This window comes from Leptolyngbya sp. FACHB-321, from assembly GCF_014695975.1.
Taxonomy (GTDB): Bacteria; Cyanobacteriota; Cyanobacteriia; order Leptolyngbyales; family Leptolyngbyaceae; genus Stenomitos.
This window is the reverse complement of the sequence record NZ_JACJPI010000060.1, coordinates 34446-50885: the sequence shown is the minus strand read 5'-3', so window position 1 is coordinate 50885 and position 16440 is coordinate 34446. Positions and strand designations below refer to the sequence as shown.

Sequence of the window (16440 nt, the reverse complement as noted above, 5' to 3'; positions counted from 1 at the left end):
CGATTATGAAGAAGGATCGAATGGGTTAATTTGCTGCTCGTATTGCGCGATCGCGTCTTCGATCACTTGAGTATCAACATCAGCGAGATCAGACTTAGAGTAGATCGTTGCAAGAATAATTCTGTCAACAGTTTTGATGTAGTAAATGACACGATAGCCACCACTTTTGCCTTTCTGGATATTGCTGTTTTTGAGACGGACTTTGAACACGGTGTAGTTCACTCCCGTGATGCAATCGCCCGGTAGCTCACCCGTTTGAAGCTGCTCGATCAGGGGTTGGAGATCTGAGCGAACCTAGCGGTAGCGTTTAGTAAGGTCGCGGAAGCCGCGTTTGAAACGAGAGGTGAGATCAATTTGGATAGAGGCTGGGTCAGTCGGCATCAATGCCATCCCACAGTTGAGCTAAAGGAATGGTTTGTCCAGTGAAAGCCTCATGTAAGCCCTGGCGGATACCTTCAAGGATAACCTCGTTGGGAGTATCGTCTGGGTCGATTTCGTCGTCTTCGGAGATGAGGACGATGACCCGAACACGCCGAGATTTGGCTAAATCGAGAGGAGTATCCAGAGTGAGCTGTCCAAGATCATTAATGGTGGCAGTGGTTTCGATCGCTTTCATAGGGTGTTGATCCATTGGAGATGTTGTCCGATCGCACTTCTCTTTTGCTCTTGCTTTAAGATTCATTCTCGCGCAGGAGATGAGAGCAGAAAACGATCGACTACAACAAATTTGAATTGTCATGCAGGGCAATCGCCCCACTCCTCCCGCTGGGAGTGCCCATCAAAGGCGTTTCCGTTAACCTGTGGCAGAAGACTATAATCGACTCAGCAAGCCTGGTTAAAATTGTTTCCTCGCCCGTCTCCCGATGCCGAATGATACTATCGAAGTTTTTATCTCCTACTCAAAGCAAGACAAAGAGCTGCGTGATGGGTTGCTGTCCCATCTACGCCCGCTCGAAGGAGAAGGCATTATCACCTGGCACGATCACCAGATTTTGCCAGGCACAGAGTGGGATGACGAGATTAGAGCACGTCTAAATGCCGCAGACATTATTTTGCTGCTGATAAGCGCCGACTTTTTAGACACAGACTACTGCACTCAAGTTGAGATTCCGGAGGCGCTGCGACGGCATCAAACCAACGACGCGATCGTGATGCCCGTGATCTTGCGATCGTGCGGTTGGCAATATACCCCTCTAGCAAGAATTCAGGCATATCCCGAAAAGGCGAAGCCGATCAAAAGCTGGAGCGATATCGATGAAGCATATACAAATGTGGTGGATGGTGTTTATCTAGCAGCAACAGAGATTAAAAAACGACGCTACCAGCAGCGGCAAGCGGAAGCACAGCGTATACAGAAATTGGTTCAAAAGCAAAAAGAACAACACGCTGAACGAGAGCAACAATCGTCAGAAGATTTGGAAAAAGAGCTTCTCGATCGAAAAGAAGCGGAGCGAAAGGCAGCCCAAGAACAGCTACTTCAGCAAGTCACCCGAAAGGAATTACAGGAATGCAATTCAGCTAGGATTCTTTTTATCAAAAATGTTAAACATCCAGATCCAAATGAATGGGCTTATTCTTTAGAGGGAGTGCGGCAACCAGAAAGTAGAACGTTTGAGTTAATGTGGCGGGCAAGTAGTCACGGAGTTAATCAACCCAAAGCCGGAGACTTAATGATTTTGCATCAACGTGCAAAAGTGACCCATGTTGTCGAATTTCTAGACGATCAGGTTCGCGAAACAGAGGCAGGCTTTTTTCGCTGGGTAAGAGCTGTATGGCTTCCTAAACAAGATTGGCATCAGCTTCCTCACCAAAAAGATATTTTAGGGTTTAGTCCGAGATATGCTGACGGCAACACTCATGCTTTAAACGGTTCTGGTTTTTCGACCTTTCGAGAAGCTTGGAGCAATTTAGAGGAGTTTCAGAAGCACATCTTTAAGCGTTTAACTCAAGTTGAGGCGACCGTTACCGATGATGATGACCTTAAGTCTGAAAAAGGGGTTGATTACACTCGACTGCGAGATTTGCTAAAAGCTGGGCAGTGGGAAGAAGCAGATAATGAGACAGCTACGCGAATGCTTGAAGCAATGAATTCACAAAATAGAATTTTAATAGGCTCTCAAGATATTCAAAATTTTCCACTCACTGATCTTCACACTATTGACCAGTTATGGGTCAAGTATAGCTACGGCAAGTTTGGCTTTAGTGTACAGAGGCGTATTCTGGATGATGCATTTAGTAACAGCAAGGTAACTCCCGAAACTTGCCTCAATGATAATGAAAGCCTTGACCGTATTGAAGATACATTTGACCGCCTAAGAGAGCGTTGGCGTATATTTGGGGGAAATTTGGGGTGGTGCAAGCAAGATGTTTGGATTATGAAAATTGACTACACTCACGGAATAGAAAATAAGCCTGAAGGGTACTTGCCTCTTCTAGGGCAACCTCCTCGGTTTGTCATAATTCAAAGCCGACGCGTGAAACTGTGGTGGTGGGCGCTTTTGCTACACCTTCAGCCTTGGGAACTGTGAAAAGATACAAAGCTGTAGGGTTAGCAGTGCCCACAACAGCAATGGCTTTGATCTCTCCCCCATATTCACATCCTCACTCAGAAGTTGTGGATACCGCTATGATTCAAGTCTTCATGAGTTAAAGGGATTGACAATGCTTAATTCGTTGATTTGCTGGAAATCTTGAGTATTGCGTGTGATTAGAGTGCTTGTCGTTTCCAAAGCACACGCTGCAATGAGGGCATCGGGTAGAGCAGTTCGATAAGCTCGACGAATTTGAGCGGTTTGATCCAAAATGCTTTCTGTAAGAGCAACACAAGTCAGTGATCGCAAAAACGCACGAATTTGCTCTGCCTCTGCTTCTGTTAATGCTGGGTAACACAGCAGTTCGACCTAACTCACAGGACAATAGAACCCTGTCGCGGTTTCAGTCAAAATGTCTTCTACAAGGTTTCAGTCAAAATGTCTTCTACAAGCGGTTGAACAACTGGATCATCATTGAAATAGTAGATGAAGATGTTGGTGTCAAGTAGATACCGTCTACTGGTTCCACTCATCTCTCACCTGTTGCTGAAACTGAAGTGGGTCAATGCGTTGAGGCAAGAAGCCAAAGAGACTGCTTGATGGAGGTGCTGTTTCAAAATCAGGCTGCGGCATCGGCTGCACTACAACGACCATCTCGACTAAACCAGGCTGAATGCTATCCGGCAAGGTAATTTCCACCTTGCGATCGCCCTTGACCTCAATTACTTGACGAATAGTTTCCATCTTTGATGATAAAAGCGTTCTAATGTTAGTCTACTGCCTCAAAGCCAGCAATTAGTAAATAGGGTGGGCATTGCCCAACACTTCTCAGAACAGCCTCTAGGACGATCGCACCGCTTCATGCGACTTTGATGGTGCAGGTGGTGGCGCGATTGGCAAAGCCCACTTATTCAAACCTCAAGAAGCTTGGGATTGCAGCCACCTACTTCGTTGGCAACGCTGGCAGTGGCACAACCAGCAGCAAAATTGTAAGCAAAAACGTAATCAAATACGGCAAATTTGACCAGGACTTAAGTGTGCTGGGAAGTTGCCCCAAGAATTTAGTTGATCCATCCGGCTTGAGAAAATTACCTTGCACCTTTTCGATCCATGCATCATCGTCATTGGTGCCATAACCACTAATCATTCGAGTGAGCCGATTAGAGTTAGCGCGAAACTTTCGCTCCAGATACAAGTAGTAAAGATCTAAAACACCAAATAAAGCAAACGCCACAAACGCCAGCAGAAATAAATAACGATTGGTCGTGGTAAATCCAAAGCCCGCGATCGCCGCCCAGACCGTTAAACCAACCTTTTTGATTTCTAGTGAATTGTTTGCCATACGAGCGATCGCGCTTTGCAACATCTCGCTTTGCTTGATCCAGAAGTCCCGGTTTTCTGCGTTTGGGGTTGGCATATCGTCTGATATTATTTGCGATCGGCGCTCACCGCTTCACAATCGAAGCTCACTCATTCTACTGGAAGAGTTGCGCTTGGAGCTTAAAGTAGCCAATTTGGCAGGCTGCGTAGTCACAATCCTTTAAGTACTCCAATGGATGCCATTCATTCTTCGCGATCAACTCTAAATAGGTGCCATCCTGTTGTGCGGCATCAGGCTTTATGCCCGTAACATCGGCATAGTAGAGATAACAAATTTCATTTACTTGAGTACCTACGATGTACTTGCCGAATGATTGCACCTGCACGCGATACCCCGTCTCCTCATAGGTTTCTCGCAGCGCAGCGGCTTCTGGCAACTCTCCCTCTTCCAGCGCTCCAGTAATCGGGCAGGGAAAGAGAGTTAACGTTCCATCCACTTCTCGATTGTCAACACAGAGATGCTGCTGTCGAATCAGGACTTCATACTGCTGCAAGTTCACACTGCACTTTCTCAACAAAAAGACAGCAACAGAGTCTTTACCCTTGCGTTCCAGATATTGAAACCCTCTGAGGCTTTCCTTTACAGCTATCCACTGCGTTTGAAAGATTATCCGATCCGTAGCCACTGCTTGAGTCCTATGCTTTGTGTACATCGTTCTGCACAATGACAGCATAGTTAAGCAGGTAGGCGATCGCGGTGTTAGTTGGCAAAAAGTTAGCACGATCGCCCATCTCTTAAATTCCTTGCACCTTCACAGCTAGAGAGTACAAGTGAGGAGAATAGGCGAATCGCGCGTTTCAACTAAACAGAGCTAACTTACCGTCGCCTTGGCTCCATTCCCATTTGTTTCTACGCTGGGTACTGTGGCAGGGGTAGTCGTTATTGCAGTTGGCATCACGATCGTCGCTTGGCGTGTCGTGCGCTTACGCAGTTTGCCGCCTGCCTGCACATATTGCAAACTATCCTTGCCGTAGCGCGTCACCACACCCATCAGCATCTTTTCCGAATAGCTGCGTAACTCTTGCTCCATCCGCTTCACCGTTCCCGCCATTTCATCTAGCGTCGAAAGCATCGTGTTGTAGCTAGCCAATTGCCCTTGCAACGCCTGAAGGCGGACATCGTACTCTGCCAAACTTAGCCCAGAACCAAACTCTAGCGGGTCGTGGATCGATCGCATCCCTGCCAGCCGACGCACTCCCTTTTCCAACACACTAGAACTGCGTTTTAGACGTGCCATAGAGACCCCCTACAAAATATTGAGCATTACGTTCACACTTTAACCAGCCGTTCGCTGTACCACCCTGAGCAAAAATTTGAGTCTTTTACTGCCCAAACCATTCAATTTTGGTTGATTCTACTCAGGGCAGTGGCGCAACACGGTATGAAACGCCTTGTGGATTACAAAAACGTTTGCATTGATCGCGTTTGAGTACCCAAAAGCCATGTTGCAGTACTCAACGATCGCATTCAGGTTCCCTCATACGGTGTTTGAGTACCCAACGATCGTGTTAGGGTTCCTAACGATCGTATTGCAGTACTCAACAATCATGTTGCAGTAGGCAAATATCGTGTTGAGGTTCCCAAAAACTATGTTTGAGTACCCAAATATTGAATTAAGGTACTTCAACATAATGTTTGGGTTCCTAACGATCGTTTTTGCGTTCTCAAACAGTGCCGTTACGTTCTTCAACAGGCTGAATGCCTTTAGGTAAGGGAGAACGTCAAATTAAAACAAGGCGAGAGAGCATCACAGAGGCATTGATGGATCAAGTAGGAGCGCACACGTAGGGAGAGCAAAGCTGGGGTAGCAGCAGCGTGGTGACTTCTAGAGACGCTAAGTTCAGACAGCGAATGGCGTGATTATTGGTATCAGCAATATACAGTCGATCATGGGCATAGGCGACTCCAGATGGTTCTGAGAAACGGGCAGCCATTCCCATACCATCCTCAAAGCCTGCTACCCCACCCGCAACAGTCCGACAGGTTCGGGTCGCTGGGTCAACCTGCTTCAGCTTGTGGTTATAGGTATCGGCAAGCCAGAGAGACCCGTTGGCAAACGCAACACCAGAACAGTGCTGAAGCTGAGCATCAAAGCCAACACCATCGCGATCGCCAAAGGCAAACAGTTGACCCTGCCCACACACGGTTCGGGCGATGGGAGTTGCCTCTAACGTAAGGGCACGAATCGCACTAGTTTCGCTATCGGCTACAAACAGTTGCTTGCCATCCGTTGTCATACCATAGGGCTGAGCAAACGCAGCAATCTCCGGCGCTCCATCTACACAACCTTCTGCACCTGTGCCCATGAAGGTTTGGATCGTGTGCTGCTCCAAACTCATCACCCAGATTTGATGGGAACCTGCCATCGCGATGTAGAGTTCATTGCCAAGCAACGTTAAATCCCAGGGTGAATTTAAGGCAACGTCCAGCGCTTTGCCGCTGTGTGGAAAGATAAAGCGGCTCTGGCTGCCCGTTCCCGCCAGCGTACTCACCTCTTTTTGCAACACATCAAGCCGACGCAGCAAATGGTTACCCGAGTCGGCAACGTAGAGGCTTTGTCTGGCAGCATCCCATGCCATGCCCTGCGGTGCAGAGAATTGCGCCGTTTCCCAATCACCATCCTGCCACCCTGCGGCTCCAGTGCCGATCGTGGCTTTGAGCGTTCCATCTAGCGTCGTTAGCACTAGCCGATGGTATCCTGTATCAGCAATGAAAAGCGTGTCGCTAGCGGCATCTGCTAGCACCTTGCCAGGAAAAGCTAACGGTGTGATCAGCAAAGCTTGAGACTGCGTGATTGCCTGTAAAAAAGGCTCACTGAGTGTCTCCTTGCCTGTATGTTCCTCAAGCAACCGTTGGATCAGGTCATCCAGTGCTTGTCGTCGTCCCTCACCCGCCAGCGTCGTCACAATGTAGCCCTGCGGGTCAATTAAAACAAAGGTGGGGTAGGCACGCACAGCATACTGATCCCAAAGAGTGCGATCGCGATCCACCACAACGGGATGGGTCACGCCATAGCGCAAAATTGCCTGCTGAATGCTCTCTAGATTCTGCTCATGGTCAAATTTAGCCGTGTGGATGCTGATAATGGTGAGATGTCCTGCATACTTCTGCTCTAGATATTGCAAATCAGGTATTACGTGCAGGCAGTTGATGCAGCCATACGTCCAAAAATCCAGAAGCACCATTTGCCCACGCAACGCTTTGAGCGACAGTGGGCGATCGCAGTTCAACCAGGGCAAGGCAGGATCTAAGGCTGGCGCTCTCACACGAACCATAAGACGAAACAAACAAAAGCGGACTTAAAAACATTAGCGTGCGTCAGCCCTTGTTTACCTTCCGAGCGCTCACATTTATACGGCAATTCCTCAAACTGACCCCGTGTATTTAATCACACGTTTGCTGATCGCCGTAGCATACCTCAGAATAGACAGAAAGATTTTGTCTATCCACCTTCAGGAGGGTATTACACGGAAAGATTTTACCTAAGCACTAAATTTTGAGTGTTATGCCGAATCATTCTGCCTATCCACTCAGTTTGAAATCTTAGGCGGAAACTTTCAGTCTATTAATCGTTAGGCTGATCAAGGGAATATATTAAAGAAAGGTTCCTCAAAGCATGTCAATAAACCCCTTTGAAGACTTTATTAAATTTATTTCTGACAAACATGGTGAGGAGAACTGGGTCACTGCCTACAAACATGAGCCTATAAATAATAGTGCTCATGATGGTGGAATGTATTGCGCTCTTATAACTCAGGAGAGTACTGAAAAAGCAATCGATCAACCAGGTTGGGATCTGATGAGCGGTAGTGGTGGTCCTGGATTTTGCATATCCTACGAGGCAGAGAAAGAGGCTACAACATATTACACAAATCCAGATGAGAGATTTTTGAGGCTTGTATTAAATCGAGACTTTCATGGAAGGAAAAAAGACTACGTTGAAATTTTGGAAGAATTCCGTTTATTTCACAATCTATATTATGAGATAAAGAATAGCTCATATATTAGTTTTGATGATTCTGGAGACGAGGTTGAGGTCATCAAAGTTACTAATAATGAAGTAAAAATCAGAAGGAGGTTCCTTCGTTCTTTTATGGCAGCAAAACAGATGAATCTACTGCTTTATTTTGAGTTGACGAGGCACTTTAAACATCGTGAAACTTTTTCCTGCGATCAAAAAAATGGCACTTTAACTTATACGATCTATTCTGGTGACTCCTATTCAGATGGCTTTCTATCCTTTTCAAGGATTCTAGGTAAGAAGCTCATATTTTGTGAGCCAGTTGAAAAATGCAATATTTGGCCGTTTGAACAAGATAAAGAGTATCAAGAATTTATTATTGGTGGTGACAGTGATGAGCCTCAAAAGTTTACATGCAATCCGGACTTGCTAGCTAATTACTTTGGTGCTAACCCTGACGCTCCCCATTACTTAACACCAGTGTTTTTTCGGGCTGAAGTGATGCAGAAATACTATGGATCATCCGAGTATGAAATTGAGGATAGCTACTTACGTAGGAGAGGTGCTTGGAGCCTTCGATTTGATAATAATTCTCCAAACCACATTTCTGTTTTCCTAGGTGATCTAGGAAGAGACTTGCCTGAAAAAGAGCAAATCTACTGGAAAAGCTTTAACTTAATACCGGATGGAAGAAAAATTAGCAGGACTAATTTTGAACGCAGTTTCATAGGAAACTTCTATGATCCAGAAAATCCGGAGCATAGATTCAAACACAAATATAAAGAAATTCAAAAACGCTGGAAGAAAAAATATGGGTGGCAGTTATTTTTGCCACTTTGTGAGAAAGATGAACACTTTCTTGGTTCCCTCAGATCTATGCTTACTAATGAGCAGTCTGAATTTGACTCTCAAGTGTTAGCCTTGACCAAGGTCACAATTGATTCGGTAAATGTTAAGTCTCTTCGCTCCTATCTTGGCATCTCAGATCCGAACGCAAAGTCAATTTCTTTAGTGGAAGAGTTGCTTAGACAATTACAATCAGAGCATTTAGTGGCTCTAACATCTCTACTCCGAGGCATCCAATCGGTAAGATCAACGGGAGTTGCTCACAGAAAGGGAACAGAGTACGAAAAGACAATAGCCAAACTTAATATTGATACCGAAGATTACCGTTCTGAATTTGATCAATTGTTACTTGGGACGGTTTATCTCCTGGATGAAATAATAAAACTTGATACAAGTAAATCTGAATGACGTATGAGGGGAAAAGCCTAACAACGCCCATGCACACCGACTGTCGAGACTCAACTGGTTATGATGCAAAGGCTATCTGCGGCAGGTGATGGGCAACGTTAGAAGTTAAAGGCGATCGATGAAGAATTGAGGATTGTTGGATAGAGGGTACGAAACTTAACCTACAAAATGATGCGATCGCCATCGACGCTTATTAAAAGCGAGTAATTTCGATTGTGCGTCGCGATCGCTGAAAACAGACATCAAATGCTCGAAAGAAGTTTGTTTGCCCAAGGAGTAAGGGCACCTGAGAGACTTTTGCCCAAGCAAAGGCTAGGCGAACTGGTTCCAGACTCCCGATTTGAACATGCACAAACAAACCTCGTGCTTCAACTGTTGCAAGATTTCCAGCTAATGGCAAGCGGACAGTTTGCTCCTCCCAAATTGCACCCAATTGCAGCCCAACGTCATAAGGTAGGAGGTTGACCGTAGACCCCGTATCTAACAATGCATTTGTGGAGACAGAAAAGCCTGCATGACTCAGAATGATGGGAATTGTGGGTAATGCTTCGTCGTCAGCAAAAGGAAACTCAACTGTACTAAGCATGAGTAGAGGTCTCTTGGTCATCCTGAATCATCTGCATCAAGATGCTTGCAGCTTCCGTTGCGTCGTAGGGCGACCCAATTGGATACTCTGATGCAGAAAAGATGACTTGTAGTTCAGCATCTGGGATTTGTGCGGCTAGGAGTTTGAAGAGTGATAATTTGTCTGTCTGACTCAGATTGTTAACTAAAGAAAGCAACTCAGCGAGAGACATGGTTGAACCCTCCGAACCTACGAGAATATATTGATCATAAGCGATCTGTGAGGTACGGTCTAACAAGTCCGTTGCACACCGATCGTATTAATTTTGTTGGTGAATCCAAAAGGTTACGGCGGCGGGTGAACGGGAGCGTTAGCTGGCTTCGTTTTTGGGCTGGGACAGTACGGCGAGGTTATCGGTTAGGAATGGGTGTTAAACTTGACTCAGAAACACTAGGAGAGCGATCGCTGTGACTTCCATCACAATTGATCTTTCAGACAGCCAATACCAAAAGCTACAGGATTTAGCAGAAGTACATGGCATTGCGATTGAAGTGCTCTTGAGGGCAAGCCTGGATGATTGGCTAAATCTGCAAAAAGGCGATTTTGTTAATACAGCCGATTATGTGCTGATGAAGAATGCTGAACTGTATCGACGTTTGGCATGATCCGCTATCTGACGCTAATAGAGATACTAGAACTGCATCGCAGAATTCTTGAGCAATCTGGTGGAGCGTCAGGTATCCGAGATATGGGTTTATTAGAGTCAGCGATCGCTCAGCCCCGCATGACGTTTGGCGGAGAAGATCTGTACCCAAGCTTGCTAGAGAAAGCAGCAGCATTAGGGTTTTCCATCATTATGAACCATCCATTTTTAGATGGAAACAAACGTACAGGTCATGCTGCGGTGGAAACTTTTCTTGTCCTGAATGGAATGGAAATTAATGCCTCTGTGGATGAACAAGAGCATGTGGTGTTGGCGATCGCAGCGGGTGAGCTAGGGCGCGAGGCATTTGTGGAATGGTTGCAAAGGAACACAATCACCAGCTAACAAGCCCACGAAGCAGCTATTTGAAAGCTTTTCGAGCCGTTCTAGTTCATTTGTCGCCACTTATCTTGATCGTTATGCGGCTAAAGTCCCTGGTAAAGGCAATCCTTGTAACCCTCGGTCAGCATTAGAGCCTGTTCTCCTACTGCCTCTCTAGGTAAGCGGTGTAGGATGGTAACAAGGAGGGCAATATGGATATTCCTATCATCGACGAAGTTGTTGAACAGTTGAAAGTCATGCCTCAGCCTTTGCAAAAGCAGGTGCTTGAATTCGTTCGATCGCTGGTAAAAGCGGAAGTTCGAGGTACACCAGGGCAGCAATTGTTGCGTTTCGCTAGTTCAATTCCCTCTGACGACCTTCAGTTAATGCGTGAGGCGATCGAGCAAGATTGTGCGCGGGTAGATATTAATGAGTGGTAGGTTCTTGCTCGATACCAACATCGTTATTGCGCTTTTTTCAGACGAGGCGATCGTCAAAGACCATCTTGCTCAAGCCAGTGAAGTTTTCATTCCAAGCATTGTCATTAGTGAACTGTGTTATGGAGCTAGAAAGTCAGGACGAGTTGAAGCAAACTTAGCAAGAGTTGATGAATTAGTTGCTGGCAGCACAACATTGGTATGTGATGCTGAAGCCGCACAGCAATACGTGAGGTCAAAAACAAGTTAAGGCTCAAAGGTCGTCCGTTACCTGAGAATGATATTTGGATTGCAGCCCTTGCACTGCAACACGCTCTAATCTTGGTAACACGCGATGCTCATTTTCAAGAAGTGGAGAGTCTGAAAACAGCAGTGTGGTCAGTAAAGCGCTGCATCACAACCCGGTCGGAGCGAACTGCCGAAAGTCCCCGGTGTGAATGCAGAGATTGTTGGCAGCCGCTCAACCGGAACGTGAGGCTGTCTCGCTGAGTGCAAGTGTCATACAGTAAGTATTAATGTCTCTGCCTCATTGATAGACCCATGATTCAACCCGATCAATCTGCATTGAAAGCTCGCAACAGGTTACTCGCGATGTTTCTGCTGCTCTGCATTCTAGATGTTGCCTTAGTCATTGCAGCACAAGATCGCTGGGCGATCGGTCGGATCTTACTAACCATTGGCGTGATGTACTTCGTCATCCAGGGAAAGAAATGGGCAAAATGGCTTCTGGTAGGCATCTGTAGTTTACTAGTCGTTAGTTTGATCACAATCGTTCTTGCACTGAGTTCAAAGCTTCCTGCTGCCCTGATTGTTGGAAGTTTGGTTATGGCTATTCTCAGTGCTGCTATTGCCGTTTATATGGTCAGTAGTAAAGAGCTAAATCGTTACTTCTCCTGCCAAAGAAAAGCTAATTTGCAATAACTTCGATGGATGAATCATCTTTATAAAATTGCTGCCTCACAATGCCCTTGTACAGCGATCGTCAAAGGTTTATCTGTTGAGGTCGAGAAGATTCTACAGCGAGTGTTGGACAGCGTTCGCCTGCTTCATTAAATTAAGGTGTCGAATTTGGGTAAGGCTACCTCTTCCCTCTACTATTAATTCAGTTTTAAGGTTGTGTCAGTCTATGTATCCATCTGAGCAGCATTCAGCTAAAGAAACAAGTCGTAAAGAACCATGGCTTGCTGTTAATTTATCTCGACTTTTGCCAGGTATTGGGCAGATTTATGCTGGTAAGCGGCTCAAGGGATATATTATTTTGTTGAGCCATCTTCTCTTGATTGGCATTGGAGGTTGGCTCATCCTTGGTTCTATTAATAATCCTCTAATCGGAATTGCAGTTTTGACGGCAGCATTGCTAGTTTTGCCAATTTGGAACCTGTTTGATGCTCATCAATCAGCAAGAAGTGCAAATTCTCTGAGATTTGAATCAACTCGGAAGCAAAGTAAAGATGCTTGGTTAGCTGTCTTTTTATCTAGTTTCATCCCTGGATTAGGACATGCTTATCTTAAGCAGTGGTTACCTAGTACTCTTTTTTTTATTACTTTCATCGCAATTGCTGTTGTAGCAGTATCAAAGAATTCGGTAATTGCTCTAATTGCAAATTTGTTGCAGATTATATTAATTTTGATTGTTCTTTACCATGTCTATAATGCTGCGCCTGGGCGCCGAGAGCAATCGCAACGAACAATTATGCTGTTTATTGCAGGATTTGTTGGTATTTCAGTTGTACTTAGTACAATTTTAGCGGCTGCAACTCGACAGTTTGTAGCGGAAACACGATACATTCCGTCGGGTGCGATGCTGCCCACTTTGCAAATAAACGATCGACTCGTAATTGACAAGCTGGCTTATCGATTTCGTCGACCAAAACGAGGTGAAATCGTTGTCTTTTCGCCGACACAGACTTTACAGAAGCAGAACTTTCACGATGCCTTTATTAAACGCATCATTGGTCTACCCGGTGATAAAGTCCAAGTCAAGGACGGACAGGTATATATCAATGACCAGCCAATGACTGAAACTTATATCAGCGATAAGCCTCAGTACAAATGGGGACCAGCAATAATTCCGCCAAACTCTTACTTTGTTCTAGGTGACAACCGAAACAACAGTTATGATAGCCACTATTGGGGCTTCGTGCCGCGCGAGAATATCATTGGAAAAGCAACTCAGCGGTTTTATCCTTTTGATCGCGCTGGTTCACTTGTAGGAAAATGAAATGCTAAAGCTCAATCGAGTAGGGTAGCTAACTGTTATGGTCAGCAGTCAAACAATTCAGTTGCAGTGGATGAATGAGATATTCTACGCTTCGTTTCAATCTTACTTATAGCCGCTGAACCAAGTCGTTCGGCAGCTTGCGCACGACCTTTTATCTTGAAGTAATATGCCAAATCATCCTGTACCAGAAAGCGAACTGCTACGCACAGCGTATGCGGCCTTCAACGCGCGTGACATTGATGCCGCCCTTTCCCTTATGGCTCCCGATGTAGCTTGGCCAAGGGCGTTCAAAGGCGGTTTTGTCCGTGGGTCTGAGGCAGTCCGCGCTTACTGGACAGAGCAGTGGAGTGAGATTAATCCACACGTCGAACCGCTTGCCTTTTACCCAGAGAACGCTGGGCAAGTCTTGGTCGAGGTGCATCAGGTCGTGCGCGATCTAGCCGGAGCCGTGCTTGCTGATGAGCACGTTGGTCACCATTTTACTATTGAGCATGGCTTGATTCAAGCGATGGAAGTCTGTCCACTTCCATCATCTGAACTTTGAAATTACTGATAAGGTGCTTGAAGTTGGAAGCACAATATTCGTTCCACTGTATGGCTAGGAGAGGGTAGAAGGCTGGATGATGTTGTGTAATTCGCCCATTCAGTCGCTCGTCTGCCTATGCTCGAACTGGCTGAATCTTTAACTCTGCCTGCCATTGCGTCAGGGTTTTTCCCAACCCTCCTCCCACTTCTGGGCAAAGAGTGATTTGGCAGTTTTGCCCATTTGAAATCCCTGTGCGATCGCTGCCAGCAATTCAGGCAACATTTCTAGCTTCATCAGTGTGCTGGCGAGCAAACTATTAGCAACTAACCTGGTTGCCAGCGAATAGGGAAACTGCGGCAAATGGAATGCCTGTAAGCCAATTTCACTAATCTCAGAGGTGTCAAAGCCTGTCACAACGTGCTAGAGGTCGTGGGTCTGGCTCAGTTGCAGCTCGATGTAATGGGCATCAGATGCTGCCATCACCCCAACATGGAGGTTGGGCTCAAACCCCGTTTTCTTCATCTGGGTTGCGTCAATGTACCCCAGAGAATCGGGAGGATAAGTGAGGAGAGTTTCAAGATCATGGGCAGGAGGAATGTAGCGATCGCAGTTCAACCAGGGCAGCATGATCTAAAGCGGGCGCTCTTACACGAACCATACGGCGAAACAAACAGAAGCGGACTTAAAAACATTAGCGTGCGTCAGCCCTTGTTCACCCTCCAACCACCTACGTTTCTACGGCAGTTCCTCAAACTGACCGCCATTAACATTCTCTCAAATGTGATGGTGCCGATCGCGGGGCTACTGAGTGTCGCCTTTCTGGGGCACCTGGCCGACATCCGGCATCTCGCAGGTGTCGCCTTGGCAACGGTCGTGTTCAACTACCTGTACTGGACATTTGGCTTTCTGCGGATGAGTACAACAGGCATGACAGCACAGGCAATCGGGCGCGGCGATGAGGAAGAAGCGTTTTTAATTGGTCTGCGGCATGGCATTTTGGCGTTGCTATTGGGTGTGGCGATCGTCATCCTGCAAGTGCCCCTGCGACAGATCGGCTTTGCCATGCTCAGTGCCACAACCGAGGTAGCCACCGCAGGCGAGGCATTCTACAACACTCTGATTTGGGGTGCGCCTGCTACGCTGATCAACTTTGTCATCATCGGGTGGCTGCTCGGACGGTCTCAGAGCGATCGTGTCCTTATCCTCGCTGCCGTTAACAGTGGTGCGAATGTCGCGCTGGATTATTGGTTCATTGTGCGTCTCGATTGGGCAAGTGCTGGAGCCGGGCTCGCCACGGCACTGAGTCAATATCTCATGCTATTGGTGGGTCTAGTTATGCTCATCCAGGAAGTGCAGCCCAAACAGATGCGGGTCAACACTCAGCAACTATGGGATGCATCAGCTTTAACCACAGTCTGGGTGCTCAACCGAGACATCCTGATCCGCACCTTTGCACTCATCTCTACCTTTGCCGTTTTCACCAATCTTGGCTCTGCTTTTGGCACCGTGCCTCTCACTGCCAATGCGCTTTTGATGCAGGTGGTAACGCTGGCAGCCTACTTTATTGATGGCATTGCCTTTGCCACTGAAAGCCTAGCAGGACTCTTTTGGGGTCAAGGCAACGTGCGCCAACTGAAACAACTGGTGCTTATCGCGGGCGGGTTGAGCCTCTGCATTGGTGTGCTGTTTGCGATCGCGGTCGTCGGCTACCCTGATCCCTTGTTTGGGCGGCTCACCTCTCACATCCAGGTGCTACATTACCTGAAGCAATACGTGGCTTGGCTGCTCCCGGTGCTGGGTTTTGGCTCCCTTGCGTATATGTTCGATGGCTATTTTCTAGGGCTGACCGAAGGACGGATTTTGCGGCAGGCGACACTGCAAGCCGTGCTACTTGGATTCATGCCGAGCGCGATCGTTGCCTGGTATCGCCACAACAATCATTGGCTCTGGTTAGCACTTACGCTCTTCATGGCAGTGCGAGCGTTAGCTCTAGGATGGCGCTGGTTGCATCACCACTATAAAACTGAAGCAACTGAAGCTGATTAAGTACATTAGAACTATAACAAGCCTTTCGATGGAGGGCAGTTTTTGCACCGGATTCTACAACAGAAAAGAACGATGTTGTAAGACCAGGAGTAGTCTCAATGGCGCTGCAAGAATTACGAAAGAGCGAGATGATGGCATATCTATTAGATGCTCTAGAGAAGGGAACCGATATTGGGCACTATGGACGGCTCACGTTTGCAATGGTAGCTCACCATTTTCTTGAAGAAGCGGAATTAATTGAGTGGTTGCAGAAAGACAAAGATATCAGTGAAGCTGAGGCAAAAGCGTTAGTGTTGCAGGTGGAGGGGAAAGACTATAACCCACCGAAACGCGATCGCATTCTGGAGTGGCAGCAGCAGCAAGATTTTCCCATTTGCCCAAACCCAGACGATCCTGATACCTGCAACGTTTACCGGGAGTTGAAGTTTCCCGACCACGTGTACGAGCATATCTCTAACTATTACGAGCACAAAGCCGAGCAGACAGCTTCGTAG

Annotated in this window: 19 protein-coding genes and 3 pseudogenes; 11 read left to right on the top strand and 11 right to left on the bottom strand. The window is 46.7% G+C overall.

Features of this window, described 5'->3' with window-relative positions; translation table 11 throughout:
- Positions 1-3: 3 nt before the first annotated feature.
- Positions 4-381 (bottom strand): annotated as a pseudogene (locus H6F76_RS14485) (type II toxin-antitoxin system RelE/ParE family toxin).
- Positions 371-616, bottom strand: a complete 246-nt coding sequence (locus tag H6F76_RS14480) for a hypothetical protein (RefSeq protein WP_190509295.1) — start codon at positions 614-616, stop codon at positions 371-373. Before H6F76_RS14480 ends, H6F76_RS14485 begins: the two are co-directional and overlap by 11 nt.
- Positions 617-863: 247 nt before the next feature.
- On the opposite strand from H6F76_RS14480, the gene H6F76_RS14475 reads away from it, so the two are divergent.
- Positions 864-2528, top strand: coding sequence for a GUN4 domain-containing protein (locus H6F76_RS14475; protein ID WP_190509204.1), 1665 nt, complete (start codon positions 864-866; stop codon positions 2526-2528).
- Positions 2529-2639: 111 nt separating this feature from the next.
- Here H6F76_RS14475 and H6F76_RS30520 read toward each other — a convergent pair whose 3' ends face one another.
- The 6 genes from H6F76_RS30520 to H6F76_RS14445 all read right to left on the bottom strand — a co-directional run bounded on the left by H6F76_RS30520 (position 2640) and on the right by H6F76_RS14445 (position 7187).
- Positions 2640-2840 carry a PIN domain-containing protein gene (locus H6F76_RS30520; protein WP_242036663.1) on the bottom strand — a complete coding sequence of 67 codons (201 nt, stop codon included), beginning with the start codon at positions 2838-2840 and terminating at the stop codon, positions 2640-2642.
- Between the two features lie 207 nt (positions 2841-3047).
- A complete protein-coding gene (locus H6F76_RS14465) occupies positions 3048-3275 on the bottom strand; it encodes a hypothetical protein (protein ID WP_190509202.1) in 228 nt (75 codons plus the stop codon).
- Between the two features lie 199 nt (positions 3276-3474).
- Complete coding sequence (locus H6F76_RS14460; protein WP_190509199.1) at positions 3475-3948, bottom strand: hypothetical protein; 474 nt, start codon at positions 3946-3948, stop codon at positions 3475-3477.
- A 58-nt stretch (positions 3949-4006) separates the two neighbouring features.
- Positions 4007-4537, bottom strand: coding sequence for an NUDIX domain-containing protein (locus H6F76_RS14455; protein ID WP_190509197.1), 531 nt, complete (start codon positions 4535-4537; stop codon positions 4007-4009).
- A gap of 186 nt (positions 4538-4723) precedes the next feature.
- Entirely contained in the window at positions 4724-5149 is a 426-nt protein-coding gene (locus tag H6F76_RS14450; protein WP_190509196.1) for a hypothetical protein, read from the bottom strand.
- A 529-nt stretch (positions 5150-5678) separates the two neighbouring features.
- Positions 5679-7187 carry a thioredoxin-like domain-containing protein gene (locus tag H6F76_RS14445; RefSeq protein ID WP_190509194.1) on the bottom strand — a complete coding sequence of 503 codons (1509 nt, stop codon included), beginning with the start codon at positions 7185-7187 and terminating at the stop codon, positions 5679-5681.
- Positions 7188-7528: 341 nt separating this feature from the next.
- Here H6F76_RS14445 and H6F76_RS14440 point away from each other — a divergent pair, with 341 nt between their 5' ends.
- Positions 7529-9127 (top strand): hypothetical protein, encoded by a 1599-nt coding sequence (locus tag H6F76_RS14440; protein WP_190509192.1) that lies wholly within the window; start codon positions 7529-7531, stop codon positions 9125-9127.
- Between the two features lie 193 nt (positions 9128-9320).
- Here the strand turns inward: H6F76_RS14440 and H6F76_RS14435 are convergent, their stop codons facing one another.
- Positions 9321-9713 (bottom strand): aspartyl protease family protein, encoded by a 393-nt coding sequence (locus H6F76_RS14435; RefSeq protein ID WP_190449343.1) that lies wholly within the window; start codon positions 9711-9713, stop codon positions 9321-9323.
- Entirely contained in the window at positions 9706-9924 is a 219-nt protein-coding gene (locus tag H6F76_RS14430) for a hypothetical protein (protein ID WP_190449344.1), read from the bottom strand. The genes H6F76_RS14435 and H6F76_RS14430 overlap by 8 nt, the downstream gene beginning before the upstream one ends.
- A gap of 235 nt (positions 9925-10159) precedes the next feature.
- Here H6F76_RS14430 and H6F76_RS14425 point away from each other — a divergent pair, with 235 nt between their 5' ends.
- The 7 genes and pseudogenes from H6F76_RS14425 (at position 10160) to H6F76_RS14395 (ending at position 13918) form a co-directional block, all read left to right on the top strand.
- Positions 10160-10357, top strand: coding sequence for a DNA-binding protein (locus H6F76_RS14425; RefSeq protein WP_190449345.1), 198 nt, complete (start codon positions 10160-10162; stop codon positions 10355-10357).
- Complete coding sequence (locus H6F76_RS14420; protein WP_190509190.1) at positions 10354-10740, top strand: type II toxin-antitoxin system death-on-curing family toxin; 387 nt, start codon at positions 10354-10356, stop codon at positions 10738-10740. The genes H6F76_RS14425 and H6F76_RS14420 overlap by 4 nt, the downstream gene beginning before the upstream one ends.
- A 188-nt stretch (positions 10741-10928) precedes the next feature.
- Complete coding sequence (locus H6F76_RS14415) at positions 10929-11156, top strand: hypothetical protein (RefSeq protein WP_190509188.1); 228 nt, start codon at positions 10929-10931, stop codon at positions 11154-11156.
- Positions 11146-11531, top strand: a pseudogene (locus H6F76_RS14410) (type II toxin-antitoxin system VapC family toxin); the annotation flags it as partial. The gene H6F76_RS14415 and the pseudogene H6F76_RS14410, both read left to right, overlap by 11 nt.
- 162 nt (positions 11532-11693) lie before the next feature.
- Positions 11694-12074, top strand: a complete 381-nt coding sequence (locus H6F76_RS14405; protein ID WP_190509186.1) for a hypothetical protein — start codon at positions 11694-11696, stop codon at positions 12072-12074.
- Positions 12075-12279: 205 nt separating this feature from the next.
- Positions 12280-13374 (top strand): signal peptidase I, encoded by a 1095-nt coding sequence (gene lepB, locus H6F76_RS30515; protein ID WP_190509184.1) that lies wholly within the window; start codon positions 12280-12282, stop codon positions 13372-13374.
- A gap of 166 nt (positions 13375-13540) precedes the next feature.
- Positions 13541-13918, top strand: coding sequence for a nuclear transport factor 2 family protein (locus H6F76_RS14395; protein ID WP_190509181.1), 378 nt, complete (start codon positions 13541-13543; stop codon positions 13916-13918).
- Positions 13919-14033: 115 nt separating this feature from the next.
- Here the strand turns inward: H6F76_RS14395 and H6F76_RS31525 are convergent.
- A pseudogene (locus tag H6F76_RS31525) lies at positions 14034-14506 on the bottom strand (Coq4 family protein); the annotation flags it as partial.
- Between the two features lie 90 nt (positions 14507-14596).
- On the opposite strand from H6F76_RS31525, the gene gntT reads away from it, so the two are divergent.
- Both gntT and H6F76_RS14380 read left to right on the top strand, forming a co-directional pair.
- On the top strand, positions 14597-15946 hold the full coding sequence (gene gntT, locus H6F76_RS14385) for a guanitoxin biosynthesis MATE family efflux transporter GntT (protein ID WP_347276030.1): 1350 nt from the start codon (positions 14597-14599) through the stop codon (positions 15944-15946).
- A gap of 98 nt (positions 15947-16044) precedes the next feature.
- Positions 16045-16440 (top strand): hypothetical protein, encoded by a 396-nt coding sequence (locus H6F76_RS14380; protein WP_190509179.1) that lies wholly within the window; start codon positions 16045-16047, stop codon positions 16438-16440.